Genomic DNA, 25,888 nt, shown 5'->3' with positions numbered 1-25,888 from the left:
ATTATCTACAACAAATATTGTTACACTTAAATTAAATTATTATGAAGAAAATTATTTTTACTTTGTTTGCGATTGTATTAGTAAGCCTAAGCATTCATGCACAAACCATTGGTATTATGGTTCAAAAGGATGTTGAATTGTGTACCGGTACGGAACAAACAGGAGGGGATGCAAGTAGCCCTACCGGAGAAACTGTTACATGCAGAATCATAGATATTGATGGTAAAATTTTTGCCAAGGCTACATCTTCCATGGCTAGTATGTCCGAAACTTATGCCGGTCAGATCAGGCAATTAAAAGAGGATGCCAGTTATGCAGAATGCTGGCTGGAAGGTTTTGATAGTTATGTTACTACACGCTGGACAAACAATGGTTTAGCTTACGAAGATCAAAATGCGGATGGTGAAGTAGATCTGTTTTTAATGTATGTTTTACCCGATTGGGCGGCAATGTATTTCACAGTACCAGCAACTTATGCTATAGGTCAGGTTCAGCCTGAAGATCCAACAGATACTGAGGCTCCTACTCTTTACGAGGTATATGTGGATGGTAGTGATTTAGTATTTGATTGTGATGATACAAACTGCTTTTTCTACTTTGTTGATAACACCGGTACAATCAGGGTGTCTTTCGAAAATCGTTATAGCTTAAGCTCCTTGGCAGGTGTTACTTCATTAATAGCCTATGCCGTTGATTTCTCTGGAAATAAAAGTGCAGCAGAAACATATAGTTTTGGAACAACTGTTGGTTCTATGAAAATAGACAATTCGCAAGTGTATAATACCGATGGAGAATACGCCAATGGCTCGTCTCCTGTTGATGGCTATACGCTTTCAACCAGAGTAGTAGATTTAAATGGTGTAGTATACGCCAAAACAGTTGCTAATAGTGGTAGCTTTGATGGCAATGCCTATGGTTGTCAGCTTAGAAATAACGCAGGGGAGGGTAGTATAACACAACATTGGTTATCAAATGGAAATGATGAGCAAACAACCAGGTGGAATAAAGCAGGAGATGCGTGGGATGGTGCTGAAATGAACTTTGCTATTGGTACTTTGATGTACCCTGATGAAAATACTACTGAACTTTACACCCTATGTTTATTAAATGGTATTGAAGGAGCTTGTGCAACGCAAACCGTTGAATATACTGTAGGGATTGCTAACAGTGCTGATGGATCTGATATTACTGCCCCTGTTATAACAGCAGTATCACACACTATGTCAGGAGAACAAACTATTGTAACTGTTGCAGCTTCAGACGAAGATGAAGTATTCTATTTGATAGAAAGTGAAGAAAATGGAATGCGTGTTTCTCTTATGCCTGAATTTGAGGTGTCTTCAGAAGCTGCCTCCGTTGATATAACAGCCTATGATTTTAGTGGTAATATTTCATCTACTGAGACTTATGATTTTACTAACTATGTACCAACAGGTATTAATCGTGCTAAATTAAAGCTACCTTTAAATGCATTTGCAACAGAAGGGGGCATACAAATTAAATCGGATATAGATTGTGAGCTTGATGTATACTCTATTACAGGAGCAATTGTTTGTAAATCGTCAATCTCAGTTGGCGAAACATTTATCCCGTTGAATAAAGGTTTTTATATAGTGAACTCTACCAAAGTATTAGTTAAGTAATACTATTATCACAGTTTTAATTTGTAGAGAGTGTTCTTTTTCAATAAGAAGGGCACTCTCTTCTATTTCATCACTTCGGGTTTCGTATATTTTGTTTCCGGAATTCTGCCGGAGACAAATGTATTATCTGTTGAAAAGTGTAGCTGTAGGCTGAAAGACTGTTGTAGCCACTTTTGTAGGCAATTTCGGTTATGGAGAGATCTGTTTGTATAAGTTGTTCCATACTTCTGATAATTCGCGTAAGCTTTACATATTGCAAAAAGGAAGTATCTATATTTTTCTGAAATAAACGTGATAATGTTCTGGAACTATATCCAAAATTGGCAGCCACCTGATCTAAACATAATGCCTGATCAAGATTGTTGTGGATATATATAAGTACGGCCCTTAAATTTTCATTGTTGGTTGTGGGTAGTACAATAGGTAAAGGGTTACTGGCAACATCCAGCACAATATTCTTTAAGGCAATTAAAAATTCGTATTTCAAAGTGTCTTTGCAAGAGATCTCCCCATGCCACTTTTCCGTATAATAAATCATCTCCATTAACAAATTGGTTACCGGGTAAATGCCTTCCCGTTCTCTTACTTTGTGATCTTCAGGAAATAAGGTGGTTGGAAAAAAGATGTTGTGAACTTTTTTTGCCGAGGTTCTTGAAATAACATTATGCTCTATGCCAGCAGGAATCCAAAGAAAATGACGGGCAGGTAAAAAGTAAGATTTATTTGTAGTATTTAAAAATGCTACGCCACCTTCCACATAACACAGTTGGTGCTTGTTATGACTGTGCATGGGTATGTTCTCTTCAACTTTGCTATGCAGTACATAAAATACATCTTCGTTATTATTTACATTCTTAAGATATGAGCTCATGATACAAAAGTACTTATATATGGCTTAAATCATAAATAATTTGTCGTATTATAAAAAAGCAGACTTGTCAATAAACAGGATCTTTGCGGAATGAAATTTTGTAAGGTAGATATGAAGTACTGGGTATTGGTATTTGTTGCACTGTTACTGGGGAGTAGCTCTGTTTTGAACGCCCAGGAAGCAGTTAGGGATAGTATATTATTGAGTTTACATGATGCCTGGGAAAGGGCTAATACTTATAGTAAAGAGTTGCGATTAAATAAAATAGACCTAAAAGTTAGTGAAGAAAATGTATTGGATGCCAAACGGAAAAAAATTGCCTCGTGTTGATGTAGATGCCAGTTATGGAAAGTTAACTAATATTCCTGTTTTTAAAAATGGAATATTAGAAGATCCGGAGTATATTCCCATAAAAGATCATAGTACCTATGGTGCTGGTATTGAGGCTTATTTTAATTTGTACAATGGAAATAAAAACAATCTCCAATTAAAACAAGAAGAATCAAAACAGGTTTTACAGCAGTATTTAATGGAAGAAACAGCCTCTAATGTATTTTACAAAGTGGCAGAAAACTATTTGGATGTGCAACGGTGTTTAGCCCTTAAAATGCTGATAGAACAAAATATCCGTAGAAATAAAAAACGGCTTGACCAGATTACAAAACTGTATAGCAATGGAGTTGTATTAAAAAGTGATTTATTAAGAGCTCAGTTGCAACTGTCTAAAGAACAGGTAAACCTATTGAAAATGAGCAATAATGTAGAGTTGTCTACGCAACAATTAAACATTCTGATAGGTTATGATGATGAAGATATCATTAATCCCACCGATAGTTTAGGATTAGATTGTATAAAAGGAGACCTTTTATACCGGGATTATCTGGATCAGGCCATGCGCTCATCACCTCATGAAAAAATTGCTCAAACGCAAATTGTAATGTCTCAACTTAAAGAGAAAGAACAAAGGGCGGATAAACTACCGCAAATAGGGATGTTTGGGGAATATACGTATTCTTATCCACAAAATAAGTTATATCCCTATGCTACTTCGCCCTATTTATTAGGTGTGGCAGGAGTAAAAGTATCCTATAATATTTCGGCTTTATATCGTGACGTACATAAAGAAAAGGCAGCTTCAATTATGATTGAAAAGCAAAAGCTAATTAAAGAAAAAATGGAAGATAACCTTCGAAATAGTATACAAATTGCTTTTAAAAGGTTTCATGAGTCATTAGAGGAAATAGATGTGGCTAAAATGAATATTAAACAGGCAGAGGAAAACTATCGGATCGTAAATGAAACCTATTTTAACCAACTCGCTTTGCTGACTGATTTATTATCTGCAGATACACAGTTGATTCAAGCTAAATGTGATTTGGTTAATAGCCAGATTTCAGCAAGGTTATATTACTATCAATTATTAAAAATATCAGGACAATTATAATGAGTGCTAAATTAAAAAAATACGAAAAGATAGATCATATTGCAGTTAGGATAACCTATGGAGTGGCTTTGTCTATATTGGTGGTATTAGTAGTTTGGGGATCTTTCTTGATGGTGAATTTTTTTAGATATGAAGAAACCAACGATGCCCAGGTAAAAGAATATATAAATCCTATTTTGAGCCGCACAAATGGCTATGTGCAAACTATTAAGTATAAGGATCATCAAAAAATACATAAAGGAGACACGTTGGTAGTGTTGGATATTGAAGAGGCAAAAGTACAACTTCTTGAAGCAAAGGCCGGATTGGCAGCTGCTGAGGCCAGGTTAAATGTGCTTCGCAGCAATTTAAAAACTGCATTTAGCAGTACGCAGATAAGCCAGGCAAAAATTGGTTCTGCAAAAGCTCAAATGTGGCAACAGCAAAAGGAATTTAATCGCTATCAGAAACTTTGGGAAGGAGAAGCCATAACACAGCAACAATTTGAAGATATACAAACTAAGCTTGAAGTAGCCAAAGCCAACTATGAAGCCATGACGAGTTCATTGCAGGTTTCACAAGCTAAAACTTCAGATGTTAATGCCCGGATTGCAGTTGCAGAAGCAGATATAGAGCAGAAGAAAGCCGTTTTGGAACGTGCTAGGTTAGATATCAAATATGCCGTTATCACAGCTCCGGCTGATGGCTATATGGGAAATAAAACCATACAACAGGGGCAGTATATTCCCAAGGGACAGATTATTGGATTTATGGTGGATGAAAATCAGGGAAAATGGATTGTAGCAAATTTTGAGGAAACCCAAATTGCTAAAATGCAAAAGGGGCAAGAAGCCAGGATTACTATAGATGCATTTCCTGATGAAACATTTCACGGAAAAATAGAGTCGTTATCACCAGCTACCGGATCCCAGTTTTCATTATTGCCACCGGATAATGCTACTGGTAATTTTGTAAAAATAACACAGCGTTTTCCGGTTCGCATACAATTTACGGATGACAATGTTGTACTTGACAAATTACGTGCAGGGATGAATGCTGAGGTATACATACCAAAACTATAAACTCATGCCGGGTAAAAATAATAAACAAATTTTTAAAGATTGGGTGCCTACCTGGGTAATACTGGTAACCATGTTCCTTTTTCTGGTTCCTTTTGCTGCTGTATTGGGGATTTATATGGGAGGGGTATCAACAGCAGCAAGCTATTACGGAGTGGATCCCACTGACATCCGATATTCAGTAGTGATTTATTATATAGCCTTGGCCAGCTTTTTCCCAATGGAGGTGCGCTTTTTTAATTTCTTTGCTTCAAAACCATATTTAGTGGGCTGTGTATCAATTTACATTCTCATAAATATAGTATTATACAACAGTCATAGTTTTGCATTGTTTTTGGTCTCGCGTTTTGTAGGAGCAGCAATTACTCATGGAATTATTGGGATTATGTTTACGCTGGTTTTTAAACAATTTCATGAACAGCGTAGCAGGGTTATGGGATATGCCACTATGTATGCTATTCTTTTTGGCACCGGTCCGCTGGCTTATGTGATTGACGCATACCTTTTTTCAAACTTTAACTTTAACAGTATCTTTCTTTTTAAAATATTTAGCGTTATTCCTGGATTTTTATTGATGTTATGTATATTAAAAAGTCATATAGATTTAAGGCGCAATGGTAAAGTGCCGTTTAAATCTGTTGATTGGGTTAGTTTTGTTTTATATGCTTCAGCCTTATTGTTAATGGCTTATTTTCTGTTGTATGGTCAATACTATCATTGGTTTAGAAGTATGCGTATTACTCTGTTTTTTATATTGTTCGTGTTTTTAATAACCCTGTTCCTTTTAAGGCAATTCATACTAAAGGAACCATATATAAACCTACGAATTTTTAAAACAAGGAATTTTAGAATAGGAATGCTCTTGTTAATCTTTTTTTATCTCGCTAAGGGGGATCTGAATTTGCTGTCTGATTTTATGAGGAATAGTGTGAACCTCGATGTATATCATAATTCGTACGTTATGATAATTAATGCAGTAGGAATTGCTGCCGGATCACTTATATCAGCACGTTTTATTTTGGCCGGGCGCAGAATAAGATTGATATGGATGACAGGTTTTGGGGCTCTTTTGGTTTACCATATATATGCAATATATATATTAAGTTATCAGGCTGAGATTACTGATTTGATAATTCCTTTGTTTTTACAGGGTTTTGGGAATGGAGTGCTGATAATTTCAATCGTCATTTTCTATGTCACCTCAATTCCACCTGAGATAGGTTTTTCAGGTTCGGTTACAGGAGTCGCATTTCGTGCAACTACTTTTACGGCAAGCATGGCCATTACAAGTTATATGGGATTGCACCTGCAAAAAATACATTATCAAAGTTTTAGCCATGGAATTACCAAGCTAAACCCTTTGGCCATTCAACGATTGGATCAATATAAACAGGCCTTAGTGCATAGTGGGGTCAGTCTTCAGAAAAGTAATGAAGGAGCCATGAAATTACTGGGCAAAGCCGTGGCTAACCAGAATAATTTGCTTTTTGTTAGAGACTATTATATATACATGAGCGTAGTTATTGGATTAGTTATAATGGGGATAGCGCTTATTCCTAATTTTTCATATCATATAAGGAAAATAAAGGCAAAATTAGTCCCTATGTAGTTGTTGTATTAAACAGTTCCTTTTTTATAAAAATTACTCCATTTTATAAATGATTCTTATATTTGGCTGAGAAGAAAACAATCCATATTGGTAATTGATGTGTCGTTTTTGTTAATATGCCTGAATTAATTGATTGGAGAAAAATAAAGAACGGGAATAAAACCGAATTTGACAGGATGTTTGATTATTATTATCATCCTTTATGTTCGTTTGCGTATACCTATTTAAAAAATACTCAGATTGTAGAGGATGTTGTTATAGAGTTGTTTAGTAGTATATGGGAAACCCGTGGAGCCTTAAATATTAAATCTTCACTAAAAAATTACCTGCTCACTTTAACTAAAAACCATTCTATCGACCTGATACGTAAAAATAAAATCCATCATGTTGGTATCGAACATGCCACAGGCCTGATTTCTGAAGAGGAGGATGTTTTATTTGATGATGTTGATATTGTTAATAAATTACATGACTTAATAAATAAATTACCAGATCAAAGAAGGAAAATTCTCAAGTTAGCAGTATATGAAGGTAAATCGTATGCACAGATCGCAGAAGAACTGGATATTTCTATAAATACTGTAAAAACACAAATGTCAAGGGCTTACAAATACCTGAAGGAGAAACTCAATGTTTCTGAAAACAGATTGGTTGTAATGCTGTTTTTAATGTAATCACCATATAATTTGTAGCGCTTTTTTAGTAGCTATATGTATCATTCTGTTTAAGTTTAGCTAATTCACTAAGTGAATTTTTTAGTATAGGTTTTACATCTGTATCCTAAGAGTATTTAATCTGCTTATTGAGTTTATTTCATTGCGATATCCTATTGAAGGGGAATTTTTTTGTATTGTGTATGTGGCAATAAATAAGGGTGTTATGATGTTAGATTAAAAATAAATAAAAAAAACTTAAAAAATGTGTCACCCTGATTTATGGTTTTTACGACAATAAGTAAAAGACAAAACTAAGGATAGGTGATTAATAAAGATAAATATTGGGAAGATCTGGTTGCAAAAGCTCATGAAGGAGATAAAGAATCCCCTTTTGATTTTGATGGTGCAGGTGGGCTAGGTGAAAAAGATTACAATTGGATTCTATATATAAAAAGGAAACTGTTTACAGCATTTTCATATGATGCTTTTGATAAAAATGAAGCCAGATTGAGGTTGGAACACCGGATGGCCTCCAATAAATCCCGTATCTATAAATTATATACAAGCGTGTTGTTACGTGCTGCTGTTATAGTAATGGCATTAGCTTCGGGGGCAACTATCCATATGCTTGTTTCAGATTATTCAACCGAAATTTCATATAATGAGATTGAGGTACCTTATGGACAAATGAGCCAGGTTCGTCTTGCTGATGGTTCGAGTGTCTGGTTAAATTCAGGTTCTACTTTAAAGTACCCTTCCTCTTTTAATAAGAAAAAACGTGAAGTATTTATTAATGGAGAAGCTTATTTTGAAGTGGAAAAAGATAAATCATGTCCTTTTGTTGTTAATTCAAATAAATTTTCAATTCAGGTATTGGGTACATCTTTTAATGTTACATCTTATGCTCAGGATAAGTCATCCAACGTAACATTGGTTGAGGGTAAAATTAAACTGTTTTCCGAAGAAAAGAACTGGTCTGCCATTTTAAAACCCGGGCAGAGCGCAGATTTAGATCAAGGAAGGATTTCAGGAATAAGCAATGTGGAAACAGATTTTTATACATCATGGAAGAACGGAAAAATTACTTTTAGACAGGAAGCACTTGGTGATATTGCGTTAAAATTGGAACGATGGTATAATACCGAAATACAGTTTAAAGAAGAAAGTATCAAAAAACTTAAATTTTCAGGAACTCTTATTAAAAATAAACCGGTTGATCAGGTTTTAAAGTCTATCTGTATTATCGATAACAGGATAGAGTATAAAATAGAGAATAGAGTGGATAATCAGGATATAATCTGGATTTCGAAGAAGAAAAGACCAACAAAAAAATAAAAAAATACGGGGATAATGCAACTATCCCCATATATAAACAATGAAAATTAAAAACCGTTGGCGCGGTTAATAATTAACTAAAAGCAAAACAAAATTATGAAAAAAAATCAAATTTTTCATGGTCTCAAAAGGCCATGGGCTAAATTCTTACTGGTTATGCGGCTGTGTATTATTATGTCTGTTGTATTTACCCTTACAATTCAGGCAAAATCATTTTCTCAAAATTCACGGGTAACGTTAAAGATGAATAATGTTAGTTTAGGTGAAGTGATTAAAGAGATAGAGGAAAAAACTGACTTCTACTTTTATTTCAATGTTGATTTAGACCAATTTATGGTTGACAATATTGACTTAACCGATAAGGAAATCAATCAAGTACTTAGCGATTTGTTGCCCGGCCTTGGGTTGGAGCATAAAATTGTTGATCAGTATATTGTAATTAAACAGGCTGAAGAAGGGGCTGGTATTAATGCTCAAAATCAGATAACAGTGTCTGGTACTATTACAGATGCCAAAGGGGAACAAATAGTAGGGGCCACAATTATGGTAAAAGGAACTACAAATGGTACCATTACTGATGTTACTGGTAGTTACACTTTAGCCAATGTTCCAGCATATGCTATTCTTAGTTTCTCTTTTATCGGGATGAAAACCAAAGAAATTCCTGTAATGGGCAAAAGTAAGATTGATGTCCAGATGGAAGACGAATCTATTGGCCTGGATGAGGTTGTGGCAATAGGTTATGGCGTTGTAAAAAAGAGCGACCTTACAGGGGCTGTCGGGTCTGTTAAATCAGAAGATTTGGCAGAAAGTGCCACCTCTTCAGTAATGCATATGCTTTCTGGTAAAGTGGCAGGATTGCAAATTAGTCAAACAAGTTCCCAGCCCGGAGGAGGTGTAAGTGTTTTAATTAGGGGTGCAGCTTCAACCGGAGCAGGTAACTCTCCTCTTTATGTAATTGACGGTTTCCCTGTTGGCGATACGGATGTAGAGCCGGGAGGTAGTTATGATTATGGATCACGTAACCCTTTGAATACGATAAATCCTAATGATATTGAATCTATCGAAGTTTTGAAAGATGCATCTGCATCAGCTATTTATGGTGCCCGTGCAGCTAATGGCGTAATATTAATTACTACCAAAAGTGCCAAAGAAGGATCTTTTGATGTGGAGTACAATGTTTCGTATGGATTACAGAAACCTAAGAATAATTTTGACTTATTGAGTGGATCAGAATTAATGGAAGTATGGAATCATGCCTATCGTGAATATTATCGATACGAAAATAACTATTATCCTTATGGTGATAATGGTGAGGCACCAGCTGATGTATTTCCGGAGCAATTCTCTGCAGAGGATATTGCAAATGCTGAGACTTATGATTATGAAGATATGATTACCCGTACTGGTCAGTTGCAGGAACATAACCTGGTAATCAAATCGGGTACTAAAAAAGCAAAAGTTTATTCATCTTTTAATTATTACGATCAGGAAGGGATGTTGACTAATCTTGATTTTAAGAGATATACCGGTCGTATAAACCTTGATTATAATCTGTCAGATAAGTTTACTGTTGGTACCAGGATGACAGCTGCCTTCATTAAAAATTCCAACTCACAAATGGGGGGTACTAATGATAATTCAGGTATGATATCTTCAGCATATCAATTCCCGAGTTTTATTGCACCGATGGATGAAAGTGGGGAGTATAACCTGAACCTTAACCGCCCTAATATTCCAAATCCATTATCTTTTACTGAAATTACAGATAAAACAAATACATATAAGTTTTTAACCAGTGTATATGCTGATTATCAGTTTACATCATGGTTAGGAGCAAAGGTTAAATATGGCGTTGATTACAATAAGGGTAAGCGAAAAATGTATTTGCCTACTTCATTTTTGTATGGTGCCAGTGTAAATGGTGATGCCAGTATTAACCAAAAGGAAAAAACAAATGAGTTGTTTGAGGTAACTACTACGTTTAACAAGTCAATAGATAAGTTGAATTTAAGTGGAGTGTTGGGTTTTTCCAAAGAAAACTATACTTCTGAAGGTTTTTATGCGCAAAACAACAACTTCTTAACAGACTTGTTTTTATATAACAATTTAGAGGCAGGTACTGCAGACAGACCATCCGTGAGTAGTGGGTATGGAACCACAAAGTTTAAATCATATTTTTCGAGGGTTAGTTTAAATTGGGATAGTAAATATCTGTTAACTGCAACAATCAGGGGAGATGGATCTGATAAATTTGGTGAAAATAACAAGTGGGGATACTTTCCTTCAGCAGCCCTTGCTTGGAGAGTTACGGAAGAATCATTTATGGATGGGTTTGATAAATTATCTGATTTAAAATTCAGGGTCAGCTATGGTCAGATCGGTAATGCCAATATTGGAGGTAGCGCATTTGCATACTATAATGTAGGCAGCAACTATTCATTTGGAAATTCTATTGTTACAGGTATTGAACAATCGTCGTTAGCTAATCCTGATTTAAAATGGGAGACAACAACGGAGGTTAATTTTGGGTTGGATTTCGGATTTTTCAATAACCGCATCCACGGTACCGCTGAGGTGTTCCAGAAAACGGTTGAAGACTTGCTTTCATACAGGGCATTGGCTTCCTATTTTCCAATAAGTAGCATTGCGGCTAATGTGGGTTCTACTCAAAGTAAAGGATGGGAAATGACCCTAAGTACACGTAATGTGGATAATGGTACTTTTTCATGGGATACTAACATTTCGCTAGGACATTATGAAGATCGCTGGAAAAAGCGTAATCCTGAGGTTATTCTGCCGGTTTACAAAAAAGAAGATGATCCAATATATGCTATTTATGGTTATTTAAGTGATGGTATACTTCAGGTAGGAGAGGAATATCCTGAGAATGAAAGTATTATTCCCGGAGAAATTAAGGTGAAGGATATAAATGGATTAGATGAAGAAGGTAATTTAACCGGAAAACCAGATGGTAAAATTAATGATGCTGATAGAGTTTTATTGGGAACAAGTCAGCCAAAATTGAACTTTGGTATTTCTAATACTTTTAAATATAAAAATGTTGATTTATCCATTAATATTTATGGAATGTTGGATAGGGATATTTTTGACTATAACAAAAGGAATTTAGGTGTGCTGGAGCGAGTTAATAATACAACCTCGTTAACCTATAAGGCGTGGAGCTCAGAAAATCAGGATGGAACATTGCCAAGTGGTATTAAAACTACCTATTCAGGAAACTCAGACTTTTACAGAACCAATGTTGATTTTGCCAGAATCAAAAACATTACACTGGGGTATACCTTTAATCCGGAATTGCTAAAACTTACTAATGTTATTAAAAAAGCACGTTTGTTCGTTGATTTTAGTAATGTAGCAGTGTTCTCAAATTATGATGGAGGTGATCCGGAAACTGATTCATGGGCAGCATATCCATTCCCGTTTTCAGTAACATTTGGTGCTAATTTGAACTTTTAAAAGCGAGTAATTGATTATTCACTAATTTTTTTAAACAGATTAAACATGAAAAAATATATAATTAAACCGTTTTTATTCATTTCAATACTGGTTTTTACATTAACTGGTTGTGAAGGATTAGATCCGGAAGTATACGATAAATTAACACCGGAAAATTTTCCGGGTTCGGATAGTGATATTGAAGCAGCAGTAACTGCAGTGTATAATGATATGGGCGAAACTTGGATGCATGTTTGGCTTGATGATGATCATATTGCCATTAATGAATTATGTACCGATGAATTGATCTCTGCCTGGGGTGGAGACTGGCAAACTAAAGATAGATTTCTTTGGACTGCAAATGATGGTTTTGTTAAAACAATTTATTTTAGGTATGCTAAGGGTATAACTAAAGCTACATTGTTGATAGATCTTTTGAATAATACCTCAATTTCAAATGAAGATTTACAAAAGAGATATATTGCAGAGGTTCGGGCTTTGAGAGCATATTTTGGGTTGCAATTGTACGATTTATATGGCCCGGTTCCAATGGTTACAGATCCCGAAATTGCTAAAGATGTATATACTATCCATACTCCTGTACGTCCTTCAAGTGAAGAGGTAGTTTCTTTTTTGGAAGAAGAGTTACTTGCTGCAGCAGAAGATTTGCCATCTAAATATACTACCAATGCAGATTATGGAAGAATTACAAAAGGTGCAGCTTTAACAATGCTGATGAAGCTTTATTTAATGGAAAAGAATTGGACAAAGGTTCAGGACGTTACGGAAACAATTATGGGCTTAGGTTATGCTTTGCTTGACGATTATAATGATGTTTTTAGTGTTGATACGGAGAATAATGCTAATACTGAAGTGATTTTGGCATTACCTAAGATAGCCGATGGTTATGCAACTACTTGGTATGCAGTAGTTCTTCCGCAAACTCCGGCTTATCAGTCTTTAACAGGAATTAGTCTTAGCTTGTGGGGAGGTTTGAAATCACCATGGTCGTTTTATGACACTTTTGAGGAAGGAAATGATGATCGTCTGGGTGAAGCTATGGTGCGCTATTATTATGATACAGATGGTAATTGGGTTGATTTTAGAGAAGTGTCAAACTCAAAGGCAGTTGGTGCCAGTCCTAAAAAATATCAGGAAGATCCTGATCAATTGAAATATTATCAAGGTAATGATATTGTCCGTTATCGTTATGCAGATGTTTTATTAGCAAGGGCAGAAGCGTTAAATGAATTAAACGGGCCTATTTCTGAAGTGGTTGGTTTGGTGAATCAAATTAGAGGAAGAGTACATACTTCGCTCATTGAAGAGTCTGGTTGGTCAAAAACTGATATGAGAGATTATATTTTAGATGAAAGAGGAAGAGAGTTGTTCTGTGAAGGACATAGACGCCAGGATTTAATTCGTCACGGAAAGCTTATTGAAAAAGCTCATGAATTGGGCCGTATGGATGCTGCAGCTCATCATGTATTGTATCCATTACCGCAAAGTTTGTTGGATGAAAACAGCAATATCAAGCAAAATGATGGTTATTAATTGGGAATAATCTGCAAAATAGGCCAGTTCCTGATTTTTAGGGGACTGGCTTTTTTGTGCAAGCATTATATAATAATACTTCATAAAGTTTTCATACAGTATAGATTTTATACAAGTTGCCAAAATTGATGGTTGTTTGTCAAAATGTTGATATTGAATTATTTGTAGGTAAGTGTAATGTCTGCTGCCTATAGTCTATCTATCCTAGGATATTACAAAATTCCATGTTTTCAGTCTTATTTTACTTGTTACCATGGTGCTTAAATTTCGATTTTTGTAAATAAATTATGCTCAATTTAATTTCTATGAAATACACAACTTTTTATTTAATAATAATGTTTTTTGTAGTATTTGCCTCGTGTGCAGATACCAAACAAGCCATAACAATGGAAACCGTTCAGGCTGAAGCTCCTTTTGAAATGCCGGTTATTACTATTCCTAACTTTGAGAACTGTAAAAAATATGATATTACCGAGTTTGGTGCAGTTGAGGGTAATAAAGATAAAATTTGTGAGGCAATTAAAAAGGCTATTTCTGTGGCCAGTAAATATGGAGGGGGTACTGTTGTTGTGCCAAAAGGCGAATGGTTAACCAAAGCGGTTCACTTAAAAAGTAATGTGAACCTGCATTTGGAAAAGGATGCAGTTTTGTTGTTCTCTGAAAAACCAGAAGATTATTTGCCGGCAGTTCATACTACCTGGGAAGGGATGGAGTGTTATAACTACTCGCCTCTTGTATATGCCTACGAATGTAAAAATGTCGCCATAACAGGAGAAGGGAAATTAAAAGCAAGGCTGGATGTATGGAAAAAGTGGTATAAGCGTCCCCCGGCGCATATGAACAGCTTAAAGTGGTTATATATGAAAGCTGCAGAGTATGCTCCCGTTGAAGATAGGGTGATGGTAAACGACTCTTCAAATTTGCGCCCGCAATTTATTCAGTTTAACCGTTGTGAAAATGTTTTGGTAGAGGGTGTTTCCATAAGGAATAGTCCTTTCTGGACCATACACCCCTATTTGTGTAAGAATGTGGTGTTGCGTAAGCTGGATGTATATGCACACGGGCATAATAATGACGGTGTTGATCCTGAAATGACACAAAATATTTTAATTGAGGATTGTTTGTTTGATCAAGGCGATGATGCCATTGCTATTAAAGCTGGTCGCAATCAGGATGCCTGGCGATTGAAAACACCTACAAAAAACCTGGTGATGCGTAATTGTTACGTTAAAAACGGTCACCAGTTAGTGGCTGTGGGCAGTGAACTTTCAGGAGGTATCGAAAACGTATTTGTGGATAGTTGTACTGTGGCTGATGGAGCCAGTATGTTTCACCTGGTGTTTATTAAAACCAATGAGCGCAGGGGCGGATATGTAAAAAATATACATGTGAGCAACATCAAAGGAGATATAATGAGAGAAGGTGTATTTGGTATTGAAACTGATGTATTGTACCAATGGCGAGATTTGGTTCCAACAATTGAAAGAAAGCTGACCCCGATTGAAAATATTTATTTAACAAATATTCAAGCCAATAAAGGTAAGTTTGTAGTCCGGATACTAGGACAGGAAGAGCTGCCTGTTAATAATGTGGTTTTAAACCATGTTACTTGCGATTCTGTTAGCACCGCTTTTGAAATATTAGAAAATGTAGAAGGTTTTGTTAAAAATTAAACGGTTGGATCAAATTCCATTTGTTTTTTAGATATGGATAAAATACGTATTTTGTACGTCAATAATAAAGCGTACAAAATACGTAAAAATACATTAGGCAGATTATGTTTTCCTTGAACAAAAAAAAGAATATATGAAGAATATTATTTTAATCCCCATACTATTCATGTTGTTGATTCCCATAAAAGGGTGGTCGGGCATCACATTTAATAAAGGGAAAATACAAAAAGTTGTTGTCAGTAGTAATGAAGAAGATGTAGTATATACCGCATTGCAAATGTTTCAACAGGACTATGTTAAGGTGTTTGATACTGATTTTAAATTCTCCGATAAAAAGGGAAACATTCTGATCGGAACATTGGGATTAAAAACAAAGGCCGAGTCCTTGCTTAGTCAACGGGATATAGCAGAGCTAAGTGCACATGATGAGGCTTTTGTAATTATAGTGGTTGGTGATAAACTGGTAATTGCCGGAAGTGATAAACGAGGAACTGCTTATGGCATCTTAGAACTATCCAGGTTAATTGGTGTTTCCCCCTGGGAATGGTGGGCCGACTCTCCCAAAGAGAAAAAAGAACAGTTTTCGTTGCCAGAGGATTACCGCAATTTGCAATATCCATCGGTTGCCAGAAGGGGGATTTTCCTTAATGATGAAGATTGGGGGTTGACTCCTTGGAGTAATAAAACCTATGAACCTTCAGAAGTAAAAGGTAGGATAGGACCCCAAACACACGCACGTATATTTGAGTTGCTGTTGCGTTTAAGAGCCAATACATTTTGGCCTGCTATGCATAAATGTTCAGAGGCCTTCTATCTTACTCCCGGAAATAAGGAAATTGCCGATAAATATGGCATCTATGTTGGTACATCGCATTGTGAACCCATGGTGAGGAATACCAATGCTGAATGGAAAAAGTACGGAGAAGGAGATTATAACTATATAACAAACCGAGAAAATGTTTTAAAGTTTTGGGAACAACGTGTAAAAGAACTGGAGAAATCTGACAATATTTTCACCCTTGGGATCAGGGGAGTTCACGATGGAAAGATGGAAGGGGCTAAAACAGCCGAACAGCAGAAAGAGGCTTTGGCTAATGTTTTAAAAGATCAGCGAGAAATGCTGGCCCGCGTTGTTAATCCTGATGTTACAAAGATTTCACAGGTGTTTATTCCTTACAAAGAGGTTTTATATGCCTATAAGTTAGGTCTTGAGGTTCCGGAAGATGTTACTTTGATGTGGACGGATGATAACTATGGCTACATTCGTCATTTCCCGGATAGTGTTGAAAGGTCAAGAAAAGGAGGGAATGGTATGTATTATCACATCTCTTACTGGGGGCGTCCACACGATTATCTTTGGCTGGCATCAACGCATCCGGCACAAGTATACACTCAAATGAAACTGGCTTATGATAAAGGTGTTCAGGATATGTGGGTACTCAATGTTGGGGATATTAAACCTGCCGAATATTTAATTGAGTTGTTTTTGGATATGGCTTGGGATATTAAGGCAATACCTAATAATAAGGAAGGTTTGAATCAACATCTGAAAGCATGGTTATCCCGCGAATTTGGTATGAATATGGCTAATCAGTTACTTCCTGTGATGAATGAGTATTATCGTTTGGCATATATCCGAAAGCCAGAATTTATGGGTAATACAAGAACAGAAGAAAGGGATCCTAAATATAAAGTAGTTTCCGATCTGCCTTGGAGTGAATCTTATATCAGGTCGAGATTAAATGATTATGAAGCAATTGAAGAGAAAGTGAAAGCATTATCAAATGGTATTGTACCAGATAAAAAGTATTCGTGGTTTCAATTGGTAGAATATCCTGTATTATGTGCAGCTGAGATGAATAAAAAACACTTATTTGCCCAACTGGCTCGACATGGAAAGTCTAACTGGGAATTAAGTGAAGAAGCTTATGAGCAAATTCAATTGCTGACAGAGAGATATAATTCAGAAAATAATGGGAAGTGGAACAGGATGATGAGTTCTCATCCGCGAAACTTACCTGTTTACCAACAAGTTTCGCGCATTAACGCTGAAAATTCTATGGAAGAGGAAGTGTTGCCACTTTATAAATTTAATGGGGAAGAGTATCATTCCTTTAACGGAACCAAACCCATAGAAACTGGAATGGGCTATGAGAATGGTGCGATACAGATTTCCAAAGGAAGTTCGGTTATATTTGAAATTGAAGTGGAAGGTACGGACTCTTTATTGATTGAGATGGCTTTGGCTCCAAACCATCCGGTTAATGGGGAACAGATAAGGTATGCCATTTCTGTGAATGAGGAGCCTCTGCAGGTAATTGATTACAGTACCAAAGGCAGAAGTGAAGAGTGGAAGTTAAATGTGCTGGGAAATCAGGCCAAAAGAAAAACAAAACATATGATTCAGAAGCCGGGTATGCAAAGGGTTGAAATTAAGGCAATTGATGAGGGGGTTATTTTAGATCAGATACTAATATTTAACTAAAGGAAATTATGCGATTTTTATTGATAGTTGTTTTTTGCAGCTTTTTTATTAGTGTTTATAGTCAGCAAGATATAGCAAAGCTATATCCTGTCAAAGATGTTGTGTCGCGTTATCATAATGATTGGACACAGAAACACTATAAACAGCGTATCAAAGTATTTAAAAACGATCCGTTGAAAATGGGAGATATTGTTTTTATAGGGAATAGTATCACCGAAAAAGGCAGGGACTGGAGTGAAAAATTTAATATTGCTAATGTTAGTAACCGGGGAATTGCCGGCGATGTGACAGATGGAGTATTAAAACGGTTAACAGAAATAGTATATTTCAAACCCAAAGCAGTATTTATCCTTATCGGAATCAACGATCTCTTTAATAAGCACTATAAAGAAGGCAATGGAAGATTTAAATATGATAAAATTGTACCTTCAGCAGAATATGTGGCAAAGAATATCTTAAAGATGTCTCGTTATATAAAAAGGAAATCTCCGGAAACAAAGGTATATGTTCGCACTATTTTACCTACTCGCCGGGGGTATGTTGATAAGGATATTTTGCAGGTAAATGAAATTATCAGGATTAACGAAAGTAAAGGTTTTTATACAATGATCGATTTGTATAAGGAGTTTGTTGATGAAAAAGGTGAATTGATGAAGGAAATGACTGTGGATGGTGTTCACCTAAGCCCCCAAGGCTATGCCAAATGGGTTGCTTTTGAAAAGCCTGTTATCAAAAAAATAGTTGATGAAGATTGATTTAATACAGAAGGTTTCTGTTGATATATTAAATATTGCAAATTAGTCCTTTGGCTATAATTTAACGATCTATTATATTTGAGTATTATTTCAATTTAATTTCACCATTAGTCATGCAAAAAATCTACATAATTCTACTGATCCTTTTTGTTGGGTTAAATTCAAATGCACAAAATAACAAGGAATATTTCTCATCAAAAGATTTAACCTCTGTTGGGGCTTATTATTATCCTGAACATTGGGATGAATTGCAGTGGGACAGGGATTTAAAAAAGATGGCTGAAATGGGATTTGAGTTTACGCATTTTGCTGAATTTGCCTGGGCTCAGCTTGAACCGGAAGAAGGCGTTTATGATTTTAAATGGCTGGATAAGGCTGTTAATATTGCTGCCAAATACAATTTAAAAGTAATCATGTGTACATCAACAGCTACTCCACCGGTTTGGTTAGTGCGCAAGTATCCTGATATACTGATTCAGCATGAAGATGGTACTAAAGATGATCATGGTTCTCGTCAACATGCTTCTTTTTCAAATAATTATTATCGTGAATATTCACAAAAAATGATTGCAGAACTGGCAAAGCACTATGGAAATGATGACAGGATTATAGGTTGGCAGGTTGATAATGAACCCAGGGGAATGCGCGACTATGGTAAGGACGCGCAACAGAGGTTCAGGGATTGGTTAAAGAATAAATACAAAACGGTGGATGTGCTGAATAAAGCCTGGGGAACAAACTTTTGGAGCGGGACTTATTCCTCGTTTTCAGAAATCAATATTCCCCAATATAGTCAGTGGGGAATGAATTTATATCAAAAGCTTGACCATAGCCGGTTTGTTGATGAGGAAACAGCTTCTTTTTTAGATGATCAGGCTCTTACCATTAAAAAATATGCCAAACCGGAACAATGGGTCACTACCAATTATATTCCCATGTATGAATCTCGTTGCATTGGGGGTAATAAAGAGTTGGATTTTATATCATATACCCGCTATATGGTTTATGGAGAGCATAAAGGCATTGGATCAAAAGGTTATAGGGTTGGTGAGTATTCCAGGATTGCCATGGCAAATGATTATTTCAGGCCACTAACTCCTTTATATGGTGTGATGGAGTTACAGCCCGGTCAGGTTAACTGGGGATCCATTAACTCACAACCTTTACCTGGAGCTGTTCATTTGTGGTTATGGCACGTTTTTGCTGGTGGAAGCCAGTTTACATGCACTTATCGTTTCCGGGCACCTATATATGGTTATGAGCAGTATCATTACGGCATAGTAGGGCCTGATGGAGTTACTCCAACACCAGGAGGTTTGGAATATCAGCAATTTATTGAAGAGATTAAAACACTTAGAAAAGAGTCTTCTTTGGGATTAATGCCAAAAGAGTATGTGAACCGTAAAACAGCCATTTTGTATGATCCCGATAATACAGTGGCTATCAATCAGAACAAACAAAACAGCGTTTGGGATACAGAGCAACATGTGCTGAAATATTATAAAGCTTTAAAGTCATTTGGTGCTCCTGTTGATTTTATCCGGGAGAATATGAATTTTGACAAGTATCCTGTTGTTGTGGTTCCGGCTTATCAGCAGATGAGTTTGGAGTTGATTGATAAGCTAGAAACCTATGTTGAGAATGGTGGAAACCTTGTTATGTCGTGCAGGACAGGGCATCAGGATGAACAGGGGCATTTGTGGGAGGCAAAACATGCTCAGCCAATTTATAAATTGATTGGGGCAGAAATTGAGTTTTACGATTTGTTGAGACCTTATGCTGCAGACACAGTGGTAATGGATAACAATCGTTATGCATGGACTAGCTGGGGTGACATACTAAAACCTAATAAAAACACTGAAGTCTGGGCATCTTATTCTGGTGATTTTTATTCAGGGAAACCCTCTGTAATATTTAATTCCTTAGGAAAAGGAACCGTTACTTATGTTGGTGCAGATAGTAATGATGGCGTGTTTGAACACGATGTGTTGCGAAAGCTTTATGATAAGTTAAATATTGATATCGAGAAATATCCTAAAGGTATTATTGTTGAGTATCGAGATGGTTTTGGTATTGCCATGAACTATTCCGATAAGCCATATGATATGGTGTTGCCTGAGAAAACAGATGTATTGATCGGAACAAAAAAAATACCTACAGCAGGAGTATTGGTATGGAAGATTAAATAATTAAACCTTTGATATTTTATTTTTGTAGTTCCAGAAAATTTCTACATTTGTTTAAAAATGTTAAAGGCCTATGAATGTTGATGAGCAATTATTGCTTGATATAAAGAATGGTAATATATCTGCTTTTGAAAATTTTTTTCAGAATTCACATAACAGATTGCTTAATTATGCCAGGTTGTTTATAAAGGAAGATTTTATAGCATCGGATCTGGTACAGGAAGCCTTTGTTCATTTTTGGGAGAAGCGCAAAGAGTTACGGACAGGAAAATCAATAGAGGCCTTGATATTTAAGTCGGTTAGAAACCGGTGTCTGAACTATTTGCGTGAAAATAAAACCTATCAAAAGCATCTTGATCAATATACTATAGAAGAAACTTCTGTTCAACATTTATCTCAATATGATTTTTTAGGGAAGGAAGAAGAGTCCATCGAAGAAATGTTAATAAATGAAATAGAACGCTCGATCGAAAAACTTCCGGAGAAATGTAGGCAAGTGTTTGTCATGAACAAATATGAAGGCAAAAAACAACATGAAATAGCTGAAGAGCTTGGTATATCTGTTAAGGCTGTAGAAAAACATATCTCCACTGCTAAAGGAAAATTAAAAAAACATCTCGAACTTAAGTTCCCGGCTTTAAGCATGATAGCTTTATTTTTTATAGAATTTTAATAATAATTAATATTTAAGGTAGGGTTTTTTTTGTGTTTCGTGTATTTTATATAGAAACGCAGAAAAATGGACAGATTTTTATTTATAAAATACTTTGAGGGGAGAGCAACAAAGGGCGAACAGAAACAGGTGTTGGCATTTGTTCGTAAGTCGCAATCAAATTTAAAATATTTTGAACAGGCGAAGGAAGAATGGAAAAGAGATCAGGAAAAATCTATTTCTTTAAATACTTTCTATGATTGGAAGCAAGTTGAAAGTAAAATTAATCCTCAAATTTCATTTGGTAAAAAAACGTTATTAAAAATAACATCAGCAGCTGCTAGTATTGTCATTTTGTTAGGCGTATCCTTGTCCTTACTTATGAGTAAAGTTGACCAATCACAATTTTATATCAAAACAGAGGCAGGGCAGTTAACCGAAGTATACCTTCCTGATTCAACCAGGGTGTTTATCAATTCTGCATCAGTATTAAGATATAGTACGAGCTTTTTAGGTCTTAAAAGAAAAGTAAATCTTGAGGGTGAAGCTTATTTTGAAGTAAACAAGAAAGAATTTAGTGAATTTGATGTGTACGCAAATCAGGTTAAAGTTCATGTTACAGGTACTCAGTTTAATGTAAAAGCCTATAAAAATGAGGATGTTAGTGTTACTTTGGAAGAAGGAAGGGTAGAGTTATCCCATAGCTCCAATCCTGGTTATATTGCATTTATGAAGCCAGGGGAGCAAATAGTGTATAATGCGAATTCCAACAAGTTTAGGAGGAGTACTGTCAAGATAGAGGACTATACCTCGTGGACGCAGGGCGTATTGTATTTTGAAAATAATAAGCTCCCGGATTTGTTGAAAGTTTTGGAGCGTAGGTATGGGATTAAATTTGAGGAGGTTACGGATCCTGTATTAAAAGAGTTTACATTAACTTTTACAATAAGAAACGAGCGTGTTGAATCAATTATGAATTTAATAAGCTCAGCGTTACCGGTAAAAATTATTACGAATAGTGAAATTATTAAAATCCAACTCGACAATGAGAAGTATAAGAGAATGAATAACTAGTTAAGGTTATGAGCCAACTTTTTAAGTGAACTAAAAACAGGGAAGTGTCGTTACCACTTCCCCGTCTAAAAACAAAGTTTTTAATTTATTATTTAGCGTTACAAATTTATGAAAAAAAAATGTATTAACACGTCATGTCTTATTTCAGGCAGGACCAGACTTTTTCGTATTATGAAAATTTTGTCAGTTTTTTTGCTGTTTTGTAGTCTTACTTATGCGACCAGTATTAATGGACAAAAAGTAGATGTGTCTATAAATGGGGGAGATGTATTGGATGTATTGGAAGAGATAGAAAAACAGTGCGATTTCAGGTTTGCCTATAGTCCTAAGTTCGTAGACATGGACAAAAAGGTGAGTATAAATGTAAACCAGATGGAGGTTACAGATGTACTTGATAAGGTATTGGAAAATACAAATTTAACGTATGTAGTTGAAGGAGATGTTGTTGTATTGAGACCTTCAAGCATGGTGGCATCACAGCAACAAGTAAACAGACGAATTGCAGGTAAAGTTACCGACGAAAATGGGGAGCCTATTCCTGGTGTATCCATTTTATTAAAAGGAACAACAACGGGTACAATTTCCGATATTGATGGTAATTATATGTTTAGCAGTGTACCTGAAAACGGAATTTTAATTTTCTCGTTTGTTGGTATGGTAAACCAGGAAGTTTCTGTTGCCGGACAATCTACAATTAACGTGGTAATGGTGCAGGATGCTATTGGTCTTGACGAGGTGGTAGCCATTGGTTATGGTACTATTAAAAAGGCTGATTTAACCGGAGCTGTTTCTGTTGTTAAATCTGATGATTTTAAGAATGTAACAGCGCTTAATGTGGCAGATGCAATCCAGGGATTGGTTTCTGGTGTTAATATTCGCTCAAGTGGAGGTATTGGTAGCGAACCAACTGTAGAAATTCGTGGATTAGGTAATTTTACTAATAATGATCCACTTTATATAATTGATGGTTTGCCAACTTCCGGAAACAGGGATTTTAATACCAATGATATTGAATCTATTCAGGTGTTAAAAGATGCTTCTGCCGCCGCAATTTATGGTTCTCGTGCTGCAAACGGGGTTATCATTATTGAAACCAAAAAAGGTAAAGCCGGTGAAATGAAAGTTAACTATTCAGGTAAACTTAGTATTGATAACCTTCCTATGATGGACTTAATGGGCAGGGAAGAATGGATTGATATTACAACCCAGGCTTATAAAAATGCTATTGCTGATGGAGTGCCTGACGTTTATGAAGTGCCAAACTGGATGGATGGAAATACAGACTGGAATGAAGAAGTATTCAGGACTGCAGTGGTACAAGATCACAACCTTTCATTCTCAGGTGGTGGTGAAGACAATAAATACCTGGTTTCGGCCAACTTCTATGATAATCCGGGTACTGTTTATGGTACTTCTATGGATAGATATAGTTTCAGGGTAAATACTGAAGGAAAGAAAGGTATTTTCACTATCGGTGAAAACCTGGCTATTACCAATACTTTCGTTGAGAACCAAAACTCTGTGTTTTCAAAGCATATTGATGTGTTACGTATGTTGCCAATTATTCCGGTGTACGACGAAAATAATTTTGGTGGTTACGGATATGGAAATGAAGCCACAGCCCGTACTTTTGGATCTAATCCTATTGGAACTGAAGATATAATGTATAATAGTGATGAAAATCTAAGAATTAGAGGAAACCTTTATACTACTATCGATATTTTGGATGGGTTACAATATAAATTGAATGTAGGGTTTGAAACAAGTCAGGATAATCATAAATGGTTACGAAAAGAAGGTAATTTTACTTTGAATCAGCCTTATGAACCATCTACCAGATATGAAAATAAAGCTAAGTATTTGAATAAGCTTATAGAAAATACTTTAACTTATCAAAAGCAGTTTGGAAATCATGATGTTAATGTTGTAGTTGGTTACTCTTATCAGAGTACGTATCGTGAAATGATCGCTGCCCAAAAGAAAAACCTGGTAACAATTGGAGACAATTACTTTGATGTAATAGATGCCGGTACAACAGATCCAAATGCTTGGGGTAACATAGGTGAATCATCCTTAATTTCATATTTTGGACGTCTTAATTATACTTTTGCCGAAAAATATTTATTGAGTGCTACGTTTAGGAATGATGGTTCTTCAAAGTTTGCTCCAGGAAATAAATGGGGATTTTTCCCTTCGGTTTCTGCAGGATGGAGAATTAGCAAAGAGAATTTCTTTAATGTGCCTTGGATTAGTGATTTGAAATTAAGGTATAGTCACGGTACTTTAGGTAATGTAAATATTGGAAACTGGGATTATGTAGCCGTTCTAAATTCGTTCCCTATTGCTGTTTTTGGTAATGATCAGCATTTGGAAACAGGAATGACACAAATTAAATTGGTAAACCGTGATCTGAAGTGGGAAGAACAAACTCAGGATAACTATGGAATGGATGTGGCTTTCCTTGATAACAGGTTGCAAATGAGTGCTGAGTACTTTATTTCAACAACCAAGGATGTGCTAACTCCGATGCCTATCCTAATGACAACAGGTAATGATGGAGGAAATCCTTATGTAAATGCTGCCAGTTTAAGAAATAAAGGTATTGAGGTTACTGCAAACTGGAGAGATAAAATTGGCGATTTTAACTATTCGGTAGGAGCTACTTTTTCAAGATTGAGAAATGAAGTATTGGAATTTGGATATGGAAAGGTAGAGCAATATACATGGATAACTAAAACAGAAATTGGTGAGCCATTAGGTATGTTCTATACTATTAAAACTGATGGTATTTTCCAAAATGAGAGTGAAGTGTTATCTCACACAAGTTCTTCAGGTACAGTAATTCAGCCTAATGCAAAACCTGGCGATATTCGTTACGTTGATGTGAATGATGATGGACAAATCAATAATGAAGATAGAACAATTACAGGTAATCCATGGCCTAAATTTGAACTAGGTATAAATGGTAAAGTGAGTTATAAAAACCTGGATTTTAGTTTTGCTGGTTTTGGTTCATTTGGTCAGGATGTATTTAACGGAGCAGCAAGCTGGATGGGTGGATTTTCAGATAATACAAACCACTTATCAGGATATAAGCCATGGACAGCTGAAGATCCTAATACAAAAAATCCTAGGGTGATCTATGCAGATAACAGGAATGCCAGAGGTGATCAGGATCGTTGGATTGAAAAGGGATCATATTTTAAAATAAGACAAATGACCCTTGGATATACCTTTAAAAAAGCTCAACTGTTCAATGTTTTGGATAATATGAGAATGTCAGTGACAGGTCAAAACCTGATTACTTTTACTAATTATTCGGGATTAGACCCTGAATTTAAGTCTCCTGACATTTGGGTTAAAGGACAGGATGATGCGTCTTATCCTTCGCCAAAATCAGTTGTTTTCTCGCTTTCGTTTCAATTCTAATTAAG

The 25,888-nt window shown here is 35.8% G+C and carries 17 protein-coding genes; 16 read left to right on the top strand and 1 reads right to left on the bottom strand.

Features of this window, described 5'->3' with window-relative positions; genetic code table 11:
* Positions 1-41: 41 nt before the first annotated feature.
* Positions 42-1,643: a hypothetical protein gene (locus tag OM074_RS02605; protein ID WP_301197718.1), complete on the top strand. Its 1,602-nt coding sequence runs from the start codon at positions 42-44 to the stop codon at positions 1,641-1,643.
* 70 nt (positions 1,644-1,713) lie between these two features.
* On the opposite strand, the gene OM074_RS02600 is transcribed toward OM074_RS02605, so the two are convergent.
* On the bottom strand, positions 1,714-2,514 hold the full coding sequence (locus OM074_RS02600) for a helix-turn-helix domain-containing protein (RefSeq protein ID WP_301197717.1): 801 nt from the start codon (positions 2,512-2,514) through the stop codon (positions 1,714-1,716).
* 90 nt (positions 2,515-2,604) lie between these two features.
* Between OM074_RS02600 and OM074_RS02595 the strand changes: the two genes are divergently transcribed.
* From OM074_RS02595 to OM074_RS02525, 15 genes are all read left to right on the top strand, one after another.
* Entirely contained in the window at positions 2,605-2,844 is a 240-nt protein-coding gene (locus OM074_RS02595) for a hypothetical protein (protein WP_301197716.1), read from the top strand.
* Positions 2,813-3,958: a TolC family protein gene (locus OM074_RS02590; RefSeq protein WP_301197715.1), complete on the top strand. Its 1,146-nt coding sequence runs from the start codon at positions 2,813-2,815 to the stop codon at positions 3,956-3,958. The genes OM074_RS02595 and OM074_RS02590 overlap by 32 nt, the downstream gene beginning before the upstream one ends.
* A complete protein-coding gene (locus OM074_RS02585; RefSeq protein WP_301197714.1) occupies positions 3,958-5,019 on the top strand; it encodes an HlyD family secretion protein in 1,062 nt (353 codons plus the stop codon). The genes OM074_RS02590 and OM074_RS02585 overlap by 1 nt, the downstream gene beginning before the upstream one ends.
* Before the next feature lie 4 nt (positions 5,020-5,023).
* On the top strand, positions 5,024-6,625 hold the full coding sequence (locus OM074_RS02580; RefSeq protein WP_301197713.1) for an efflux MFS transporter permease: 1,602 nt from the start codon (positions 5,024-5,026) through the stop codon (positions 6,623-6,625).
* Positions 6,626-6,741: 116 nt separating this feature from the next.
* Positions 6,742-7,299 carry an RNA polymerase sigma factor gene (locus OM074_RS02575; protein ID WP_301197712.1) on the top strand — a complete coding sequence of 186 codons (558 nt, stop codon included), beginning with the start codon at positions 6,742-6,744 and terminating at the stop codon, positions 7,297-7,299.
* Between the two features lie 303 nt (positions 7,300-7,602).
* Positions 7,603-8,616 carry a FecR family protein gene (locus OM074_RS02570; protein ID WP_301197711.1) on the top strand — a complete coding sequence of 338 codons (1,014 nt, stop codon included), beginning with the start codon at positions 7,603-7,605 and terminating at the stop codon, positions 8,614-8,616.
* A 96-nt stretch (positions 8,617-8,712) separates the two neighbouring features.
* On the top strand, positions 8,713-12,096 hold the full coding sequence (locus OM074_RS02565) for a SusC/RagA family TonB-linked outer membrane protein (protein WP_301197710.1): 3,384 nt from the start codon (positions 8,713-8,715) through the stop codon (positions 12,094-12,096).
* A gap of 45 nt (positions 12,097-12,141) precedes the next feature.
* Positions 12,142-13,629 carry a RagB/SusD family nutrient uptake outer membrane protein gene (locus tag OM074_RS02560; RefSeq protein WP_301197709.1) on the top strand — a complete coding sequence of 496 codons (1,488 nt, stop codon included), beginning with the start codon at positions 12,142-12,144 and terminating at the stop codon, positions 13,627-13,629.
* A 335-nt stretch (positions 13,630-13,964) separates the two neighbouring features.
* Entirely contained in the window at positions 13,965-15,302 is a 1,338-nt protein-coding gene (locus OM074_RS02555) for a glycoside hydrolase family 28 protein (RefSeq protein ID WP_301197708.1), read from the top strand.
* A 133-nt stretch (positions 15,303-15,435) separates the two neighbouring features.
* Complete coding sequence (locus tag OM074_RS02550) at positions 15,436-17,787, top strand: glycosyl hydrolase 115 family protein (RefSeq protein ID WP_301197707.1); 2,352 nt, start codon at positions 15,436-15,438, stop codon at positions 17,785-17,787.
* Between the two features lie 8 nt (positions 17,788-17,795).
* Positions 17,796-18,542, top strand: a complete 747-nt coding sequence (locus tag OM074_RS02545; RefSeq protein ID WP_301197706.1) for a GDSL-type esterase/lipase family protein — start codon at positions 17,796-17,798, stop codon at positions 18,540-18,542.
* Positions 18,543-18,655: 113 nt separating this feature from the next.
* Entirely contained in the window at positions 18,656-20,731 is a 2,076-nt protein-coding gene (locus tag OM074_RS02540) for a beta-galactosidase (protein ID WP_301197705.1), read from the top strand.
* Positions 20,732-20,801: 70 nt separating this feature from the next.
* Positions 20,802-21,401: an RNA polymerase sigma factor gene (locus tag OM074_RS02535; protein ID WP_301197704.1), complete on the top strand. Its 600-nt coding sequence runs from the start codon at positions 20,802-20,804 to the stop codon at positions 21,399-21,401.
* Between the two features lie 66 nt (positions 21,402-21,467).
* Entirely contained in the window at positions 21,468-22,454 is a 987-nt protein-coding gene (locus OM074_RS02530) for a FecR family protein (RefSeq protein ID WP_301197703.1), read from the top strand.
* A gap of 171 nt (positions 22,455-22,625) precedes the next feature.
* The gene (locus tag OM074_RS02525) at positions 22,626-25,883 is read left to right on the top strand and encodes a TonB-dependent receptor (protein ID WP_301197702.1); all 3,258 of its coding nucleotides are present in this window, start codon (positions 22,626-22,628) and stop codon (positions 25,881-25,883) included.
* Positions 25,884-25,888 lie beyond the last annotated feature (5 nt).

Source organism: Plebeiibacterium marinum, assembly GCF_026013615.1.
Taxonomy (GTDB): Bacteria; Bacteroidota; Bacteroidia; order Bacteroidales; family Marinilabiliaceae; genus Saccharicrinis; species Saccharicrinis marinus_A.
Note: the sequence above shows the minus strand (reverse complement) of the source record. Positions and strands in the feature narration are given on the sequence as shown.